The organism is Streptomyces sp. SCSIO 30461, assembly GCF_037023745.1.
Classification (GTDB): Bacteria; Actinomycetota; Actinomycetes; order Streptomycetales; family Streptomycetaceae; genus Streptomyces.
Window position 1 is genome coordinate 2,560,062 of record NZ_CP146101.1, and the last position, 20,217, is coordinate 2,580,278.

Consider the following 20,217-nt stretch of genomic DNA (forward strand, 5'->3'; position numbering starts at 1 on the left):
CTTCAGGCGGTGCGGAAGCCGCTGTCGAGCATCTGGAACAGCTCGTCGTCGGAGGCGGAATGGAGTAGCGCGGTGACATCGCCGGTGTCCGGGATGCCCGGCTCCGGGATGTGCCCGGCCGGGGTCGCGGCGGCGGTGCCGAGGTCGGCGAGCAGTGCTTCGAGGCGGCCGGCCACGGTCTGCCGGGCCCCTTCGTCGAGGACGGACTGAGCCGCGGCCTCGGAGAGTTGGTCGAGCAGAGCCAGTACGGACGCCTCGGCTCCCGGCAGCTCCCCGTCGAGGTGATCGGCGAGGGCCAGGGGCGTCGGGTGGTCGAAAACCAGAGTCGCCGTCAGCCGCAGTCCGGTGGCCGTGGTGAGCCGGTTGCGCAGTTCCACGGCGGTGAGCGAATCGAAGCCCGCTTCCTTGAAGTTGCGGGCGGCGGCGATCTCGGCCGGGCCGGTGTGGCCGAGTACGGCCGCCACCTCGGTGCGTACGAGATCGAGGAGGAACGCGGCGCGTTCGGCCCTGGGCAGGACCGCGACCCTGTCGGCGAATCCGGCGAGCTCCGAAGGCCGTGTGGCTGCGCTACCTGCGGCCGGTTGCGGGGTGCGTGCGTCCGGGCGGCGGGCGGTGGGTCCGGCGAGGGTGCGCAGGACCTCAGGCCGGGCACTGCCGGTGTCCCGGGCCGCGGCGGGGTCGATGCGCAACGGCAGCAGAACCGGTTCCTCGCGGGTGCAGGCCGCGTCGAAGAGGGCGAGGGCCTCCGGATACGGGAGGGAGACGAGTCCGCTGCGGCGCAGCCGGGCGGCGTCGGCTCCGGCGAGTTCGCCGGCCATGCCCTCACCCGCCCAGGGGCCCCAGGCGAGGGAGAGGACGGGCAGGCCTTGGGCGCGCCGCCAGGAGGCGAAGGCGTCCAGGTAGGCGTTGGCGGCGGCGTAGGTGGCCTGGCCCGCACTGCCGATGAGCCCGGCCGCGGAGGAGAAGAGGACGAACGCGTCGAGGTCCAGGTCGCGGGTGAGCTCGTGCAGGACGCGGACGGCGTCGGCCTTGGGCCGCAGTACGGCGGCGAGGCGGTCGGCGTTCTGGCCGGTGACCAGACCGTCGTCGGTGACGCCCGCGGTGTGGACCACGCCGGTCAGCGGGTGGGCCGAGGGCAGTTCGGCCAGGAGTGTGCCGAGAGCCTCGCGGTCGGCGGCGTCGCAGGCGGCGATACGGACCGTCGCTCCGGCCTCGGTGAGTTCGGCGGCGAGTGCGGCCGCCTCGGGGGCGTACGCGCCGCGCCGACTGGTCAGCAGCAGCCGGCGTACGCCGTGCCGGTGGACCAGATGGCGGGCGACGGCGGCGCCGAGGCTGCCGGTGCCGCCGGTGACGAGCACGGTGCCCTCGGAGCTCCAGACGGTGCCGGTGGAGGGTTCCGCTGCGGGTGCGGCGCGGACCACGGCCGGGGCGTGCGGAACCCCGGAGCGCAGGGCCAGCTGCCCGGTCGTGTCGCCGCGGGTGAGAGTAGCGGCCAGGGCGGCGTACGAGGCAGGGGCGCCGTCGAGGTCGGCGAGGGCGAAGCGGCCGGGGTGCTCGGTCTGGGCGGAGCGCAGCAGGCCCCAGGCCGTCGCAGCCGAGGGGTCGGTGACGGGACCGGCGCAGTCCACGGCGCCGTGGGTGAGCAGGGTCAGGCGGGCCGCGGCGAGGTGTTCGGCGGCCAGCCAGGCCTGGGCGAGTGCGAGAGCGCGGGCCCCGGCTTCGTGCGGGTCTCGTGCTCCCCGCAGGTCGGCGAGCACCTGGACGGCGCGGCCGTCGGTGGCCCGTATGCCGTCCAGGTCGTGCGGCGCGCAGTGCCTCACGCGCGCACCGGCGTCGGCCAGGGCTTCGGCCAAGGCCGGGTCGTGGTCGTCCAGGAGATACCAGTCGGTCGACTGGACGGCGGTGGCGGACACCCTGCCGGCGGGTGCGGCGGGCAGTGGGTTCCAGGTGGGCCGCAGCAGCGGCCCGGTGCCGGAGGCGGCGACGCGGGCGGCGGAGATCCGGCGCATGGCCAGGGAGCCGGCGGCGAAGACGGCGCGGCCATCGGGGTCGGCTGCGGTGACCGCGACGGCGTCGGGGCCTGCGGGGGAGATCCGGACACGCAGGGCGTCGGCGCCTGCGGCGTACAGGGTGGCGCCGGTCCAGGCGAAGGGGACGAGCCCGTGGGCGCCCTCGCGGGTGGCGGTGACGGCGTGCAGGGCGGAGTCGAGGAGTGCGGGATGGAGCCCGTACCCAGGTGCCTCGGCGGCCTCGGGCTGGGGCAGGACGGCATACGCGTAGACGTCGTCGCCGAGCCGCCAGGCGGCCTGCAGGCCCTGGAACGCGGGTCCGTAGCCGATGCCGGCCGCGACGAACCGCTCGTACTCTCCTTCGATCGAGACGGGTTCGGCGCCCTCGGGCGGCCAGGTCCCGGTAAGGCCCGTGAGGTCGGGATCGGTGGCGGACGGCCCTGCCTCGGGCGAGGTGTGGCCGGTGGCGTGCAGGACCCAGCCGGTGTCGGCGGCGGCACGGTCGTCGGCCGGAGCGGAGTGGACGGCGATGGGCCGGGTGCCGTCGGCGGCGGCTGGGCCGTGCCAAAGGCGCAGCCGGACGGGCGCGTCCTCGGGGAGCACGAGCGGGTTCTCGAAGGCGAGCTCCGCGACGCCGCCCTCGCCGGCGGCGGTCAGGGCGAGTTCGAGCAGGGCCGTGCCGGGCACTACCGGACGGCCCGCGAGGGTGTGCTCGGCCGTCCACGGGTGGGTGCGGGTGGACAGCGTGGCCGTCCATACCGTGCCCTGGGAGTCCGGGAGTTCGACCGTGGCGGCCAGCAGGGGGTGCTCGGCAGGGGCGACGCCGGCGGCGGCCAGCGGGGCCCGCGGGGTGGGGGCGTCGAGCCAGAAGCGGCTGCGCTGGAAGGCGTAGGTGGGCAGCCGGCCGGCGAGGGCTGTGCCGGCTCCGGGCCCGGGAACGGGGGCGGTGGGCACCAGCAGACCGTGCACGTGGGCGGTGGCCATGGCCTGCTCGAAAGCGGAGTCCTCGGGGCGGCCGCGGCGCAGTACGGAGAGGGTGACGGGGGCCGCGCCTGCCTGCCGCGAGTCCGGCTCGTCGGTGTCGAGGAGAGTGCGGCTGAGCGCCGTGAGCACGGCGTCCGGGCCGAGTTCGACGAAGGTGTCGATGCCCTCTGCGCGCAGGGCGCGCAGACCGTCGAGGAACCGCACCGGGCGGCGCGCATGGCGGACCCAGTGGTCCGCGTCGCACAGCGCATCGCCGACGGCGATTTCTCCGGTCAGGTTCGACATGACAGGAATCTTGGGCGGGCGGTATGCGAGACCGCGAGCGATCGTTTCGAACTGTGTCAACATGCCGTCCATGTGGGGCGAGTGGAAGGCGTGACTGACTTTCAGGAGTTTGGCGGCGCGACCTCGGCCCTTCCAGTGCCCGACCAGTTCGCCGACGGCGTCCGCGTTCCCGGCGATGACGACAGCGGCGGGCCCGTTGACGGCTGCGAGGTCGAGTTCCGTCTCCCGGCCGGCGAGTTGGGGCGCTAGCTCATCGGCACTCGCGGCTATGGCGCCCATGGCGCCGCCCTCGGGTAGCTCGCCCATGAGGCGTCCGCGGGCGGCGACCAGGCGGGCCGCGTCGACGAGGGTGAACACCCCCGCGACATAGGCGGCTGTTATCTCGCCGACGGAGTGACCGGTCACGGCATCGGGGCGCAGGCCGCGGGAGGTGACGAGCGCGTACAGGGCGGCTTCCAGCGCGAACAGCGCGGGCTGGGTGTACTCGGTGCGGTCGAGCAGCGCGGCATCGGGCGAACCGGGCTGGGCGAACATCACCTCGCGCAGCGGGCGCCGCAGGTGCGGGGCGAAGGCGGCGCAGATCCGGTCGAGACTGCGGGCGAACTCCGGTTGGGATTCGTATAGTTCATGGCCCATGCCGGGGCGCTGGCTGCCCTGGCCGGTGAAGAGGAAGGCGGTGCGGCGGCCTGTGGCGGCGCGGCCGGTGATCATACGGGACGGGTCGCCGCCCTCTCCGGCGGCCAGGGTCTCGACTCCGCGCAGCAGTTCCGCGGTGTCCGTTCCGAGGATGACGGCCCGCTGCGGGAACGCGGTGCGCTGGTGGGCGAGAGCGGAGGCCACAGCGGCTGGATCGGCCGGGTTTCCGGCGCGGTCGTCGGCGGCGATGTGGTCGACGAGCCGACGGGCCTGGGCGCGCAGGGCGGTCTCGTCGCGGGCTGACAGGGCCCAGGCGAGGGTGCCGGAGTCCGGGTGGGGCCCGGCGGCCGGGCGGTCCGCCCGGTCCGCCGGGTCTTCCCGGTCCGCGGGGGCTGCCATGCCCGCGGCAGGGGTGTCGGCAGCCGGGGTGCCCGCGGCGGGTTCGGTGGTGTGTTCGGGGGCGGCGGCGGTGCCGGGGGAGGACCGGATGTCCACGCCCGCGGCTGCTTCGGCGGAGGCGTGGTCCGCCTCCAGGATGACGTGGGCGTTGGTGCCGCTGGCGCCGAAGGCCGACACCCCGGCCCGGCGGGGTTCGCCCGGCCGCTCGGGCCAGGGGGTGTGCTCGGTGAGGAGGGAGACCGCACCGGCCGACCAGTCGATCCGCGTGGACGGTACGTCGGCGTGCAGGGTCCGGGGTAGCGCGCCGTGCCGCATGGCCAGCACGGTCTTGATGAGGCCGGCGACGCCCGCGGTGGCCTGTGTGTGCCCGATGTTGGACTTGAGGGAGCCGAGCAGCAGCGGAGAGGCGGCGGAGCGGCCCTGGCCGTACGTGGCGAGCAGCGCCTGCGCCTCGATGGGGTCGCCCAGCTTGGTACCGGTGCCGTGCGCCTCGACGGCGTCGACCTGGTCGGATGTGAGCCGGGCATTCGCGAGCGCGGCACGGATGACGCGTTGCTGTGCGGGGCCGTTGGGGGCGGTGAGGCCCGCTCCGGTGCCGTCTTGGTTGACGGCTGAGCCACGGATGACGGCCAGGACGGTACGGCCTTCACGGCGGGCGTCGGAGAGTCGCTGGAGGAGCAGCATGCCGGCGCCCTCGCCGAAGCCGGTGCCGTCGGCGCCGTCGGAGAAGGCCTTGCAGCGGCCGTCCGGTGCGAGTCCGCGCTGCCGGGAGAAGTCGATGAACATCGTCGGCGTGGACAGGACCGTCGCGCCGCCGGCCAGCGCGAGGTCGCATTCTCCTGCCCGCAGGGCCTGCGCGGCGAGGTGAACGGCGACGAGCGAGGAGGAGCAGGCGGTGTCGACGGTGATCGCGGGGCCGCGCAGCCCGAAGGTGTAGGAGACGCGGCCGGAGGCGACGCTGCCGGCGCTGCCGTTGACGAGATAGCCCTCCAGGCCGTCGGGGAGCCGGCCGCCGGGTATGTGCGGGACGCGGGCGCCGTAGTCGTCGTACATGACGCCCGTGTACACGCCCGTTCGGCTGTCGCGCACGGTGTCACCGCGGATGCCGGCGCGTTCCAGGGCCTCCCAGGAGGTCTCAAGCAGCAGCCGCTGCTGCGGGTCCATGGCGAGGGCCTCGCGCGGGGAGATCCCGAAGAACTCCGGGTCGAAGTCCGCGCAGTCGTGGAGGAAGCCGCCTTCGCGGGCGTAGCTGGTGCCGTGCGCGTCAGGGTCCGGGTCGTAGAGGGCCGCCAGATCCCAGCCGCGGTCTTCGGGCAGGGCGGAGATGGCGTCGGTGCCGGACTCCAGGAGCTTCCAGAGCGCCTCGGGGGTGTCGGCCCCGCCGGGGAGCCGGCAGCTCATCGAGACGATGGCGATCGGCTCCCGGGCGGCTTCGGCCGCCTCTTCGGCGGTGCGCAGCCGGGTGCGGGTGGCGACGAGTTCCGCGGTGACGCGCTTGAGGTAGTCACGGACCTTGGCGTCGTTGGCGTCGTTGGCGGCGCTTCCGGTCACAGCTGCTCCTCGATGAAGGCGAAAAGTGCGTCGTCGTCGGCGAGTTCGAGCGCCGGCTCGGGGGTGGCGGGCAGAGTCCCGCCCAGGGCGGAGACCAGGGCGGCGAGCCGCCGGTGGACGATCTCGCGCCGGATGTCGTCTTCGGAGAGCCCGGCCACGGCCGCTTCCAGGGCTTCCAGTCCGGCAAGGGCGGCTTCGCCCGCTTCCCGGCCGCCGCCGGCGGCGGCGTTCAGCTCATCGCCGATGTGCTCGGCGATGGCCTGGGCGGTGGGGTGGTCGAAGACGACGGAGGCGGCCAGGCGCAGGCCCGTGACGGCGTTGAGCCGGTTGCGGAGCTCGACCGCGGTCAACGAGTCGAAGCCGATCTCGCGGAAGGCGCGTGTCGGTTCGACCGCTTCGGGCCCGGCGAAGCCGAGTACGGAGGCCACCTCGGCCCGGACCACGGCCAGCAACTGCCGACCGCGCGCGGCGGCGTCGAGCGGGGCCAGACGCTGTGTCAGGGTCTGCGCGTCGCGTTCGTCGGAGCGGGTGGCGATGCCGCCGGTCGCGGCCCGCGGGGTGGCGGGGGCCGGGACCAGGGCACGCAGCAGGGCGGGAACCGCGTCGGGGCCGTTGGCGGCCTGCTCGCGGCGCAGCGCCGGGGTGTCCAGGCGTAGGGGTACGAGCAAAGCGTCGCCCCGGTCCGCGATGCCACGGTCGAAGAGGGCGAGCCCTTGGTCGTTGCTCATGGGCGCGATGCCGGAGCGCCGCATGCGGTGCAGGTCGGTGGCCGCGAGGTGCCCTGTCATGCCGCTGGCCTCGCCCCACAGACCCCAGGCCAGGGAGACGGCGGGCAGCCCGATGGCGCGGCGGTGCTGGGCCAGGGCGTCCAGGAAGGTGTTGGCGGCGGCGTAGTTGGCCTGGCCGGGACGGCCCAGGATCCCGGCGGCACCCGAGAACAGCACAAACGCGGACAGCGGGAGGCCGCGGGTCAGCTCGTGCAGATGCAGGGCAGCGTCGGCCTTGGGCCGCAGTACGGCGTCCAGCCGCTCGGCGTCGAGGGCGGTGAGCGCTCCGTCGTCGAGCACACCGGCCGCGTGGATCACGGCGGTCAGCGGGTGCGCGGGGTCGATGCCGGCCAGCAGGGCCGCGAGCGCGGAGCGGTCGGCCGTGTCGCAGGCGACGATCTCGACGTACGCGCCGAGCGCGGTCAGTTCCCCTTCCAGTTCGCCGGCCCCGGTGGCGTTCCGGCCGCTGCGGCTGACCAGCAGCAGTCGGCGGGCTCCGTAGGCGGTGACGAGGTGGCGGACGAGCAGTCGGCCGAGAGTGCCGGTCGCCCCCGTGACCAGCACGGTCCCCTCAGGGGCGCACATGCTTCCCGTCACGCCGGTTGCGGTCTCGGCGGCCCTCGCGGGGGCGAGGGCCGGGGTGAGCACCTTGCCTGCCCGCAGGGCGAGTTGGGGCTGGCCGGTGGCCAGGGCCGAGGGGAGCGCGCGCGCCGAGGCGGGCGTGCCGTCGGTGTCGACGAGCACGAACCGGCCCGGGTGCTCGGTCTGGGCGGAGCGTACGAGTCCCCAGAGCCCGGCGCCCGCCATCCCGGCCGCGGTGTCGTCCGCAACGGCGGCGAGAGCCTGCCCGGTCAGCACGGTCAGCGGGACCGTCGCGAGGGGACCGTCATGGCCGAGCCAGTCCTGCATCAGGGCAAGACCCCGTGAGGCGAGGTCATGTACGTCCTCGGGCCTGGCACCCGGGTCGGCCGGGAAGGGCACGACCACCGCGTCCGGTACGGCGGCGCCCGCGGTCACGGCGGCGCGCAGGGCCGCCGCGTCCGCGTACACCCCGACCTCGGCACAGCCCGCCGCGGCGAGGCCGAAGTCGTCGGCGCCGAGCACCGCCAGCCGGGTCGGTGGTGTGGTCGCCGGGCTCCCGGCGGGCCGTTCCCAAGCGACGCGATAGAGGGGAAGGTCGGTGCCGGCGGCGGAGAGCAGGGCGTCCAGGCCGTCCTGCGCCAGGGGCCGCATGACGAGGGCGTCCAGAGTGAGGACGGGTGCCGCGGTGAGGTCCGTGGCCTCCAGACGCACCGCGCCTTCGCCGGCCGGGCTGAGGCGTACGCGCAGCGCGTCCGCGCCCGCCGCGTGGAGGGTGATGCCCTGCCATGCGAACGGCAGCAGCACGGAGCCGTCCGGAACATCGAGTAGCCCGCCGGCCAGCCAGGGCTGCAGGGCCGCGTCGAGCAGCGCGGGGTGCACGCCGTAGCCGCCGGCGTCCGCCTGGGCCCGGGCGGGCAACCGGATCTGGGCGAAGACCTCGCCGTCGCCACGCCAGAGGGCCTCGATACCGGCGAAGACCTCGCCGTACTCATAGCCGAGGTCCGAGAACTGCCCGTAGACGTCGACCGGTTCGATGCGCTCGGCTCCGGCGGGTGGCCATGCGGCGGCCCCGGCCCAGTCGGCGGCCACGGGCGCGGCGGCGGGAGCGGGCACGACGACACTCTCACCGTGCCGGATCCACGCGGCCTCTTCGGCACCGGCGGCGCCCTCGGGACGGGAGTGGAAGGTCAGCCGTCGGCGGCCCTGCCCGTCGGCGGCATCCACTCGCACCTGGATCTGAGCGGCGTGTCGGCCGTCGAGGACGAGAGGGGCCTCCAGGGACAGTTCCTCCACGGTCGCGCAGCCGGTCGCGGCGGCGGCGTGCAGGGCGAGTTCGACGAAGGCCGTGCCGGGCAGCAGGGTCCGACCGCGGACGGCGTGGTCGGCGATCCACGGGTGATCGGTGAGCGAGATCCGCCCGGCGAACACCGTCTCGCCGGTCGATGCGACCGCCAGGGCACCGCCGAGCAGCGGGTGGTCCTCCCACACCATGCCGAAGCGGGCGGCCGCGGCGTCGCCGACGCCCGCGGGCGAGGTCGGTGCCCAGTAGTGCTGGTGTTGGAAGGGGTAGGTGGGGAGGTTGATGGTTTGGGGGTTGGTGTGGTGGAAGAGGTTGGTCCAGTTGATGTTGGTGCCGTGGGTGAAGAGGTGGGCGGCTGAGGTGAGGAGGCGTTGGAGTCCGCCTTCGTTGCGGCGGAGTGTGCCGGTGGTGGTGATGTGGTGGGGGGTGGTGTCGGTGGTTTCGTGGATGCCGGTGGTGAGGACGGGGTGGGCGCTGGTTTCGATGTAGGTGGTGTGTCCGTTGTCGAGGAGGAGTCGGATGGTTTCTTCGAAGCGGACGGTTTGGCGGAGGTTTTGGTACCAGTAGTCGGGGGTGAGTGTGGTGGTGTCGGTGATGTGGGTGGCGTGGACGGTGGAGTAGAAGGGGGTGTGGGAGGGGCGGGGTTTGATGGGGGTGAGTGCGTCGAGGAGTTGGTTTTTGATGTGTTGGACGTGGGTGGAGTGGGAGGGGTAGTCGACGGGGATGTGGCGGGCTCGGATGTTTTGGTTCTGGTAGGTGGTGATGGTGTGGGTGATGGCTTCGTTGTCGCCGGCGATGATGGTGCTGTTGGGTCCGTTGGTGGCGGCGATGGTGATGCGTTGGTGGTAGGGGGTGGTGGTGAGGTGTTGCTGGATGGTGTGGGGTGGGAGGGGGATGGAGGCCATGGTGCCGTGGCCGGTGAGGTGGTGGGTGATGAGTTTGGCGCGGAGGGCGATGATGCGGGCGGCGTCGTTGAGGGTGAGTGCGCCGCAGACGGTGGCGGCGGCTATTTCGCCTTGGGAGTGGCCGATGACGGCGTCGGGGGTGATGCCGAGGTGGTGCCAGAGTTCGGCGAGGGAGACCATGACGGCCCAGGTGATGGGTTGGACGATGTCGGCGCGGTCCAGGGGTGCGTGGGTGCGGAGGGTCTCGGTGGGGTCGTAGTCGATGTGGGGGGCGAGTGCGTTGGCGCATTCGTGGAATCGGTTGGCGAAGACGGGGCTGGTGTCGAGGAGTTCGGCGGCCATGCCGGTCCATTGGGTTCCCTGTCCGGGGAACACCAGCACCGTGCGGCCCGGCGTGCCTGCTGTGCCTTCGATGGTGGTGGTGCCGAGGGTGACGCGGCGGTGTTCGAACATCGGGCGGGTGGTTGCCAGTGAGTAGGCGATGTCGAGGGGGCGTGGTTCCCTGCCGTGGTCGCGCTCGCGTTCCAGGTGGTTCCGCAGCCGCTCGCTCTGAGCCCTGAGCGCGGCGGCCGACTTGGCGGTCACCACGAGTGGGACGACCGGCAGTTCGCTGCCCGCGGGCTCCGTTGCCGACTCCCGTACGGGCGGTTCTTCGAGGATGACGTGGGCGTTGGTGCCGCTGACGCCGAACGCGGACACGCCGGCGCGGCGTGGGCGTCCGGTGTCGGGCCAGGTGCGGGGTTCGGTGAGCAGCTCGACTTGGCCGGTGTTCCAGTCCACCTGCGAGGAGGGGGTGTCGATGTGCAGGGTCTTGGGGAGCAGGCCGTTCTGTATCGCCATCACCATTTTGATGACTCCGCCGACACCTGCGGCGGCTTGGGCGTGTCCGATGTTCGACTTCAGCGAACCCAGCCACAGGGGTGTGCCTGCGGGGCGTTGGCCGTAGGTGGCCAGGAGGGCTTGGGCTTCGATGGGGTCGCCGAGTCGGGTGCCGGTGCCGTGGGCTTCGACGGCGTCCACGTCGGTGGTGTCCAGTCCGGCATTCGTGAGGGCGGCACGGATGACGCGCTCCTGTGCTGGCCCGTTGGGGGCAGCCAGTCCGTTGCTCGCACCGTCCTGGTTGACGGCGTCGCCACGGATCACCGCAAGCACGCGGTGCCCCCTGCGTACGGCGTCCGAGAGCCGCTCGACGGCCACCATGCCCGCGCCCTCGGCCCAGCTGGTGCCGTCGGCCGCGTCGGCGAATGCCTTGCAGCGGCCGTCGGCCGCGAGGCCGCGCTGGCGGGAGAACTCCACGAACAGGCCGGGGGCGGCCATGACGGTGACGCCGCCCGCCAGGGCGAGGTCGCACTCACCCGCGCGCAGGGCCTGGGCCGCCAGGTGGAGCGCCACCAGGGAGGACGAGCAGGCCGTGTCCACGGAGATGGCCGGGCCTTCGAGCCCGAGCGCGTAGGAGATGCGGCCGGAGACCACACTCGCGGACTTCCCGGTGAGCAGGTAGCCCTCGTGCTCCTCGGAGGCCTCGTGCAGGCGGGACGCGTACTCCTGGTGGGTGAGGCCCGCGTACACACCTGTGCGGGAGCCGCGCAGGGTCAGCGGGTCGATGCCGGCGCGTTCCAGGGCCTCCCAGGAGGTCTCCAGCAGCAGCCGCTGCTGCGGGTCCATCGCCACCGCCTCGCGCGGCGAGATCCCGAAGAACTCCGCGTCAAAACCACCGGCCTCGTGCAGGAAGCCACCCTCGCGGACGTATGTCGTGCCGCGTCGACCCGAATCCGGGTCGGGGTCGTAGACCTCGTCGAGGTTCCAGCCGCGGTCGACGGGCGCGGCGCCGATGACGTCGCGCTCGTCCATGACCAGGTCCCATAGAGCCTCGGGAGTGTCAGCCTCACCGGGGAAGCGGCAGGCCATGCCCACGATCACGACGGGGTCGTCGGCGTCGGCAGGGCGGACGGTGGCGGCGGATACCTCGGGAGCCCCGGCCGGGGTGCCGCCGAGGAGTTCGCCGAGCAGGTACGCGGCGAGTACGCCCGGGTTGGGACGGTCGAACACCACGGTGGCGGGCAGGCGCAGGCCGGTGGCGTCGGCGAGGCGGTTGCGCAGCTCCAGCGCGGTGAGGGAGTCGAAGCCGGCGTCCTTGAACGCCCGATCGGCGCGGACGGCGTCCGTGCTCGCGTGCCGCAGCACCGCCGCGGCCTCGCCGCGGACCAGCTCGACCAGAACCCGGGTCCGCTCGGCTTCGGGTAGCCCGGCGAGCCGCTGCCCGAGTCCCTCGGGCGAGCCGGCAGCTGCTCCGGCGAGGGCCTGCTGCCGCGCCTCCTCCAGGGCGCGACGGGCCTCGGGAACGCTGTCGAAGGCCGGCCCGGGACGCAGCGCGCCGGTGTGCGCCGCGAAGCCGGCCCAGTCGACGTCCACGACGGTCACGCAGGTGTCGCCGAGATCGAGGGCCCGGTGCAGGGCCTCGATGCCCTCGTCGGGGTCCATGGCCCGGATGCCGCGACGGCCGAGGCTCTCCTCACCTGCGCCCACGGCCATGCCGCCGCCGCCCCACAGGCCCCAGGCGACGGAGGTGGCGGGCAGGCCGTCGGCCCGGCGCTGCTCGGCGAGCGCGTCGAGTGCGGCGTTCGCGGCGGCGTAGGCGGCTTGGCCGCCGTTGCCCCAGGTGCCGGTGACGGAGGAGAACAGGACGAAGGCGTCCAGATCCAGGCCCCGCTCGCGCGTGAGCTCGTGCAGGTGCTGCGCCGCTTCGGCTTTCGGGGCCCGCACCCCGCGGAAGGCCTCGGCAGTGACGGAGTCGATCACCCCGTCGTCGAGCACGCCTGCGGTGTGGAAGACGGCGGTGGGTGGGTGGGCTTCGAGTAGGGCGGCGATGGCGTCGCGGTCGGAGACGTCGCAGGCGGCGATGGTGACTTCGGTGCCGAGGGCGTGTAGTTCGCGGGTCAGTTCGGTGGTGCCGGGTGCGTTGGGGCCGCGGCGGCTGGTCAGTACGAGGTGTGTGGCGCCGGTTCTGGCGAGCCATCGGGCGACGTGGGCGCCGAGGGCGCCGGTGCCGCCGGTGACCAGGACGGTGCCACGGGCGGTCCAGCGCGGGTCATCGGACGCCTGGGCCGGCCGGCCGGCGCGGGTCACCCGGCGGCCGTGGCTGCCGGAGGTGCGGACGGCGATCTGGTCCTCGGCGCCGGGGCGGCCGCCTTGGGCGAGAGCGGCCGCCATCCGGTCGAAGGCGCGGGCGTCGGGCTGCTCGGGCAGGTCGACGACCCCGCCCCAGAGGGCGGGCAGTTCGAGCGCGGCGACCCGGGCGAAGGCCCACACCTGGGCCCCGGAGTCCTCGGGCAGTTCTCCGGGCGTGACCGCCACCGCCTGCCGGGTCAGGGCCCATAGGCGGGCTTCGGTGCCGGCGTCGGCGGCGGCTTGGGTGAGGGTGAGGGTGCTGGCGAGGCCGAGTGGGACGGTTGGGTGGTCGGGGTGTGTGCCTTGGGTGAGGGCGAGGAGGGAGAGGATGCCGGTGAGTGGTTCGGTTTCTGGGCGGTCGGTGGTTTCGGCGAGTCGGGCTCTTAGCAGGGATCGGTCGGCTGCGGCCGGGTTCACGATGAGTGGTTCGACGGTGGCGCCGTGGTCGCGCAGGGTTTGTTGGGCGAGTTGGGCGAGTTGGGTGGTTTCGGTGTTGGTGAGGGTTTCGGGGATGACGAGGAGCCAGCGGCCTTTGAGTGTGGGGGTTTGGGTGTGGTGGAGGTGTTTCCAGGTGGTGCGGTAGCGCCAGGTGTCGGTGGGGTGGGTGGTGGTGTTGGTGGGGGTGGTTGGTTGATGCCAGTAGTGCTGGTGTTGGAAGGGGTAGGTGGGGAGGTTGATGGTTTGGGGGTTGGTGTGGTGGAAGAGGTTGGTCCAGTTGATGTTGGTGCCGTGGGTGAAGAGGTGGGCGGCTGAGGTGAGGAGGCGTTGGAGTCCGCCTTCGTTGCGGCGGAGTGTGCCGGTGGTGGTGATGTGGTGGGGGGTGGTGTCGGTGGTTTCGTGGATGCCGGTGGTGAGGACGGGGTGGGCGCTGGTTTCGATGTAGGTGGTGTGTCCGTTGTCGAGGAGGAGTCGGATGGTTTCTTCGAAGCGGACGGTTTGGCGGAGGTTTTGGTACCAGTAGTCGGGGGTGAGTGTGGTGGTGTCGGTGATGTGGGTGGCGTGGACGGTGGAGTAGAAGGGGGTGTGGGAGGGGCGGGGTTTGATGGGGGTGAGTGCGTCGAGGAGTTGGTTTTTGATGTGTTGGACGTGGGTGGAGTGGGAGGGGTAGTCGACGGGGATGTGGCGGGCTCGGATGTTCTGGTTCTGGTAGGTGGTGATGGTGTGGGTGATGGCTTCGTTGTCGCCGGCGATGATGGTGCTGTTGGGTCCGTTGGTGGCGGCGATGGTGATGCGTTGGTGGTAGGGGGTGGTGGTGAGGTGTTGCTGGATGGTGTGGGGTGGGAGGGGGATGGAGGCCATGGTGCCGTGGCCGGTGAGGTGGTGGGTGATGAGTTTGGCGCGGAGGGCGATGATGCGGGCGGCGTCGTTGAGGGTGAGTGCGCCGCAGACGGTGGCGGCGGCTATTTCGCCTTGGGAGTGGCCGATGACGGCGTCGGGGGTGATGCCGAGGTGGTGCCAGAGTTCGGCGAGGGAGACCATGACGGCCCAGGTGATGGGTTGGACGATGTCGGCGCGGTCCAGGGGTGCGTGGGTGCGGAGGATCTCGGTGGGGTCGTAGTCGATGTGGGGGGCGAGTGCGTTGGCGCATTCGTGGAATCGGTCGGCGAAGACGGGGCTGGTGTCGAGGAGTTCGGCGGCCATGCCGGTCCATTGGGTTCCCTGTCCGGGGAACACCAGCACCGTGCGGCCCGGAGTGCCCGCCACACCGTGGATGGCGGAGCGTTCCAGCCGGGTCAGGAATTCCTCGCGGTCGCTCGCCACGACCACCGCGCGGTGGTCGAAGACGGTACGGGCGGATGCCTGGGTCCACGCGATGTCCAGGAGCCGGTGCTCCGGGCTGTGCTCGACCCGGGCACTGAGCCGGGCGGCCTGTTCACGCAGGGCCTCCGCGGTGCGGGCGGTGACGACGACGGGCAGGACCGGCAGGCTGTGGGTGGCGGGTTCGGCCGCCTGGGGTGCTGGGGCCTGTTCGAGGATGACGTGGGCGTTGGTGCCGCTGACGCCGAAGGAGGACACGCCGGCGCGGCGTGGGCGTCCGGTGTCGGGCCAGGTGCGGGGTTCGGTGAGCAGCTCGACTTGGCCGGTGTTCCAGTCCACCTGCGAGGAGGGGGTGTCGATGTGCAGGGTCTTGGGGAGCAGGCCGTTCTGTATCGCCATCACCATTTTGATGACTCCGCCGACACCTGCGGCGGCTTGGGCGTGTCCGATGTTCGACTTCAGCGAACCCAGCCACAGGGGTGTGCCTGCGGGGCGTTGGCCGTAGGTGGCCAGGAGGGCTTGGGCTTCGATGGGGTCGCCGAGTCGGGTGCCGGTGCCGTGGGCTTCGACGGCGTCCACGTCGGTGGTGTCCAGTCCGGCATTCGTGAGGGCGGCACGGATGACGCGTTGCTGGGATGGGCCGTTGGGGGCGGTGAGTCCGTTGCTGGCGCCGTCCTGGTTCACCGCCGAACCGCGGATGACGGCGAGCACGCGGTGTCCCTTGCGGACGGCGTCGGAGAGTCGTTCGACCAGCAGTACGCCCGCGCCCTCGGCCCAGCCGGTGCCGTCGGCGCCTTCCGCGAACGCCTTGCACCGTCCGTCAGTGGCCAGACCCCGCTGCTGCGAGAACTCCACGAACATGCCAGGGCTCGCCATGACGGTGACGCCGCCCGCCAGGGCGAGGTCGCACTCACCCGCGCGCAGGGCCTGGGCCGCCTGATGGAGCGCCACCAGGGAGGACGAGCAGGCCGTGTCCACGGTGACAGCGGGTCCTTCGAGCCCGAGCGTGTAGGAGATGCGGCCTGACATGACGCTGGCTGTGCTTCCGGTGAGCAGATAGCCCTCGTAGCCCTGGGCGTCCTCGTACAGCCGCGGGCCGTACTCCTGCGTCATGGCGCCGACGAACACGCCGGTGCGGGAGCCCTTCAGGGAGAGGGGATCGATGCCGGCGCGTTCCAGGGCCTCCCAGGAAGTCTCCAGCAGCAGCCGCTGCTGCGGGTCCATCGCCACCGCCTCGCGCGGCGAGATCCCGAAGAACTCCGCGTCGAACTCGCCCGCCTCGTGCAGGAAGCCGCCCTCACGCACATAGGAGTGCCCCGGAACACCCGGCTCGGGATCGAACAGGGACTCCACGTCCCAACCGCGGTCGGTCGGGAACGGCGACACCGCGTCCGCACCCGAGGACACCAACTCCCACAACGCCTCCGGCGAACCGACCCCACCAGGGAAACGGCACGCCATCCCCACGATCGCGACGGCGTCGTCCTGGTCGAAGTCCGGTTGCTCGCGACGGACCTCGGCCGCGGGCAGCGAGGCCGGAGCATCGGCGGCGGCCGTGTCGCGGATCAGGTGGGCGACGGCCAGGGGGGTCGGGCAGTCGTAGATCAGGCTCGTGGGCAGATTCAGGCCGGTCACGGCCCGCAGCCGGTTGCGCAGCTCGATGCCGGTCACGGACTCGAAGCCCTGCTGCTTGAAGGACTTCTCGGGCTGAATCGATTCGCCGGTTGCCCGGCCGCGCACGTCGGCGGCGTGGATGAGCACCAGTTCCAGCACATGCTTGAGCTGGTCGTCCGCGGAGCGGCCGCGCAGCTCGCGTATGAGCAGGCTCTCGGTGGGTTCGGCCGGGGCCGGGAGGTTCCGCTCCTCGCTCCCATCCGGGGTGAGCCAGTGGCGGGTTCGTTGGAAGGGGTAGGTGGGGAGGTTGATGGTTTGGGGGTTGGTGTGGTGGAAGAGGTTGGTCCAGTTGATGTTGGTGCCGTGGGTGAAGAGGTGGGCGGCTGAGGTGAGGAGGCGTTGGAGTCCGCCTTCGTTGCGGCGGAGTGTGCCGGTGGTGGTGATGTGGTGGGGGGTGGTGTCGGTGGTTTCGTGGATGCCGGTGGTGAGGACGGGGTGGGCGCTGGTTTCGATGTAGGTGGTGTGTCCGTTGTCGAGGAGGAGTCGGATGGTTTCTTCGAAGCGGACGGTTTGGCGGAGGTTTTGGTACCAGTAGTCGGGGGTGAGTGTGGTGGTGTCGGTGATGTGGGTGGCGTGGACGGTGGAGTAGAAGGGGGTGTGGGAGGGGCGGGGTTTGATGGGGGTGAGTGCGTCGAGAAGTTGGTTTTTGATGTGTTGGACGTGGGTGGAGTGGGAGGGGTAGTCGACGGGGATGTGGCGGGCTCGGATGTTTTGGTTCTGGTAGGTGGTGATGGTGTGGGTGATGGCTTCGTTGTCGCCGGCGATGATGGTGCTGTTGGGTCCGTTGGTGGCGGCGATGGTGATGCGTTGGTGGTAGGGGGTGGTGGTGAGGTGTTGCTGGATGGTGTGGGGTGGGAGGGGGATGGAGGCCATGGTGCCGTGGCCGGTGAGGTGGTGGGTGATGAGTTTGGCGCGGAGGGCGATGATGCGGGCGGCGTCGTTGAGGGTGAGTGCGCCGCAGACGGTGGCGGCGGCTATTTCGCCTTGGGAGTGGCCGATGACGGCGTCGGGGGTGATGCCGAGGTGGTGCCAGAGTTCGGCGAGGGAGACCATGACGGCCCAGGTGATGGGTTGGACGATGTCGGCGCGGTCCAGGGGTGCGTGGGTGCGGAGGATCTCGGTGGGGTCGTAGTCGATGTGGGGGGCGAGTGCGTTGGCGCATTCGTGGAATCGGTCGGCGAAGACGGGGCTGGTGTCGAGGAGTTCGGCGGCCATGCCGGTCCATTGGGTTCCCTGTCCGGGGAACACCAGCACCGTGCGGCCCGGAGTGCCCGCCACACCGTGGATGGCGGAGCGTTCCAGCCGGGTCAGGAATTCCTCGCGGTCGCTCGCCACGACCACCGCGCGGTGGTCGAAGACGGTACGGGCGGATGCCTGGGTCCACGCGATGTCCAGGAGCCGGTGCTCCGGGCTGTGCTCGACCCGGGCACTGAGCCGGGCGGCCTGTTCACGCAGGGCCTCCGCGGTGCGGGCGGTGACGACGACGGGCAGGACCGGCAGGCTGTGGGTGGCGGGCTCGACCGCCTGGGGTGCTGGGGCCTGTTCGATGATGACGTGGGCGTTGGTGCCACCCATGCCGAAGGAGGACACGCCCGCCCGGCGCGGCGGGTTGCCGTCAGCCTCGCCCCCCTGCCAGGGCCGCAGCTCGGTCTGGACGCTGAGGTTCAGCGCGTCGAGCGGGATGTCGGGATGGGGAGTGGCGTAGTTGAGGCTGGGCGGGAGCTCGCCCTCACGGACGGCGAGCGCCGCCTTGAGGAGGCCGACGATGCCCGCGGCGCCCTCGAGGTGGCCGATGTTGGTCTTGACGGAACCGACGGAGAGCCGGGTTCCGGAGGCGCGGGCCGTGCCGAGGACGGCGCCGAGGGCCGCGGCCTCGACGGGGTCCCCGGCACGGGTGCCGGTGCCGTGGAGCTCGACGTAGCCGACGTCCTCGGGGCGGACGCCGGCACGCTCGTAGGCCTCGTGGAGGACGGCCTCCTGGGCGTCCTGGCTCGGGGTGGTCAGGCTGGGGCCCCCGCCGTCGTTGTTGACGGCGCCGCCCTTGATGACGCAGTGGACACGGTCACCGTCGGCGAGCGCCTGCCGCAGCGGTTTGAGGACGACGCAGGCGCCGCCCTCGCCGCGTACGTAGCCGTTGGCTCGGGCGTCGAAGGTGTGGCAGCGGCCGTCCGGTGAGAGTGCGCCCATCAGCTCCATGGTGGTGGTGCTGCGGTCGGAGAGGATGAGGTTCACACCGGCGACCACGGCGAGGTCGCTTTCGCCGCGGCGCAGTCCCTCGCAGGCGAGGTGGACGGCCACGAGCGAGGAGGACTGGGCGGTGTCGACGGTCATGCTGGGGCCGCGCAGGCCGAGGTGGTACGAGAGCCGGTTGGCGGTCATGGCCCGGTGCAGACCGGTCGCGCTGTAGCCGCCGGTGCGCCCGGTGTCGTGGGCGAGCATCGCGTAGTCGTCGGACGCGACACCGACGTAGACGGCGGTGCGGCTGCTGGAGAGGTGGCCGGGGACGATCCCGGCGTGCTCCATGGCTTCCCACCCGAGTTCGAGCACGAGGCGCTGCTGCGGATCGGTCGCGGCGGCCTGCTCCGGGCTCATCCCAAAGAATTCAGCGTCGAATTCGCCGTGGTTGTCGAGAGCGGCCCTCCAGGTGCCGTCATCCTGCCTGGCGACACTGTGGCTTCCCGTTCGGATGAGCTGCCAGAATTTCTCGGGAGAATCGGCTCCTGGCAGGCGGCACGCCATCCCCACGACGGCTATGTCGTTAGCACCCACGAGTTGTTCACCGGTCTTGGGGGTCATTAATTCTCCATAGCCAGAGATGAGGTGCGGAAAATCCACAAGCATTTCGAAGGGGCGGAAGGCCTCTCGGGCCCGTCCGGTCGTACCGGCCCGAAGGGCCGGGGGGAGCAAGGCTGCCAGGGCTCCGTCACCACGTGACGGGGAGCTCCACGAGCCCGCGCACGAGCATGTCGCGGTGCCAGGCGAGTTCGGCCGCGGGCACGGCCAGGCGCAGTCCGGGCAGGCGGCTGGTGAGGGCTTCCAGGGCACACTGGAGTTCGACTCGGGCCAGCGGGGCGCCGAGGCAGAAGTGCGGGCCCTGTCCGAAGGCGAGGTGCTGGTTGGGCTCCCGGTCCAGAACGACACCGGCGGCGTCAGCGAACACGGTCTCGTCGTGGTTGGCCGATGCGAGGGAGTACACGACGGCCTCGCCGGCACGAATGGTCACGCCGCCGATCTCGACGTCCTCGGTGGCGACGCGGGTGGGTCCGACGCTGTTCCACAGGGGGACGACGCGCAGCAGCTCCTCCACGGCGGCGGGCACCAGCTCGGGGCGGGCGCACAACCGCTCGTAGCGGCTGCAGTCCTGTAGGAGGACGAGGACATGGCCGGCGATCTGGCTGGCGGTGGTCTCGTGGCCGCCGATGAGCATGCCGCCGGTGAGCATGAGGAGTTCGTTCTCGGTGAGCCGCCCGCCCTCGTCGTGGGCCTCGATGAGGGCGCTGAGGAGGTCGCCTTCGGGTTGTGCGCGCCGCTTGGCCACGTATCCGCGCAGGTAGTCGGCGTACTCCTCGGCTGCCTGGCCGACCTGCTCGTCGGTGTAGCGGCTGGCGGACATCAGGGCTTCGGTGAAGGTCCGGAAGATGTGCCGGTCCGCATGGGGGATGCCGAGCATCTCGCAGATGACCGAGGTGGGCAGGGGCAGCGCGAGCCTCTCGACGAGGTCGGCCGGCCCGCCGTCGGCGATCAGGTCGTCGACGAGCGCGTGCGAGATCTCGGTGATGCGGGGGCGTATCGCGGCCACCCGGCGGGCGGTGAAGGCCCGGGACACCAGCCGGCGCAGTCGGGCATGGGCCTCGGGGGGCATGCCCATCAGGCCGATGGAGTCGAGGCCGCGGGGGGCGGCGCGGGGCACATCCCTGTCGGCGCCCGCGTGCATGCTCAACCGGGGGTCGGCCAAGGCCTTCCGCACGTCCGCGTGCCGCGTCAGGAGCCATGCCTCGCCGCCGTAAGGCATGCGGACCCGTGCCACGGGCTCACCGGCCCGGAGTTCGGCGTACGCGGGGGCGAGTGCGAGGTCTACTCGGTCGCCGAACGGGTACGCCCGGACGGATCCGGCGGCGGCTTGAGGGCAAGTCATGGCTGAATCTCCTCTGTACGCGGACGCTGACACTCAACATCGGCACCGCGCCGTTGCCATCGGC

2 protein-coding genes and 2 pseudogenes are annotated in these 20,217 nt (G+C 72.1%); all 4 read right to left on the reverse strand.

Annotation, left to right across the window (positions count from 1 at the left end; translation table 11 throughout):
- Nucleotides 1-2: 2 nt before the first annotated feature.
- Nucleotides 3-5,801: pseudogene (locus V1460_RS11340) on the reverse strand (SDR family NAD(P)-dependent oxidoreductase); the annotation flags it as partial.
- Nucleotides 5,793-5,864, reverse strand: a pseudogene (locus tag V1460_RS36275) (polyketide synthase docking domain-containing protein); the annotation flags it as partial. The pseudogenes V1460_RS36275 and V1460_RS11340, both read right to left, overlap by 9 nt.
- Nucleotides 5,861-18,814 carry an SDR family NAD(P)-dependent oxidoreductase gene (locus tag V1460_RS11345; RefSeq protein WP_407077433.1) on the reverse strand — a complete coding sequence of 4,318 codons (12,954 nt, stop codon included), beginning with the start codon at nucleotides 18,812-18,814 and terminating at the stop codon, nucleotides 5,861-5,863. The gene V1460_RS11345 and the pseudogene V1460_RS36275, both read right to left, overlap by 4 nt.
- Nucleotides 18,815-18,941: 127 nt before the next feature.
- On the reverse strand, nucleotides 18,942-20,153 hold the full coding sequence (locus V1460_RS11350; RefSeq protein WP_338673620.1) for a cytochrome P450: 1,212 nt from the start codon (nucleotides 20,151-20,153) through the stop codon (nucleotides 18,942-18,944).
- Nucleotides 20,154-20,217 lie beyond the last annotated feature (64 nt).

What these genes read in the sequence shown, in the direction of transcription:
- V1460_RS11345 (WP_407077433.1), bottom strand. Translation starts at nt 18,814, where the DNA reads ATGACCCCCAAGACCGGTGAACAACTCGTGGGTGCTAACGACATAGCC.
- V1460_RS11350 (WP_338673620.1), bottom strand. Translation starts at nt 20,153, where the DNA reads ATGACTTGCCCTCAAGCCGCCGCCGGATCCGTCCGGGCGTACCCGTTC.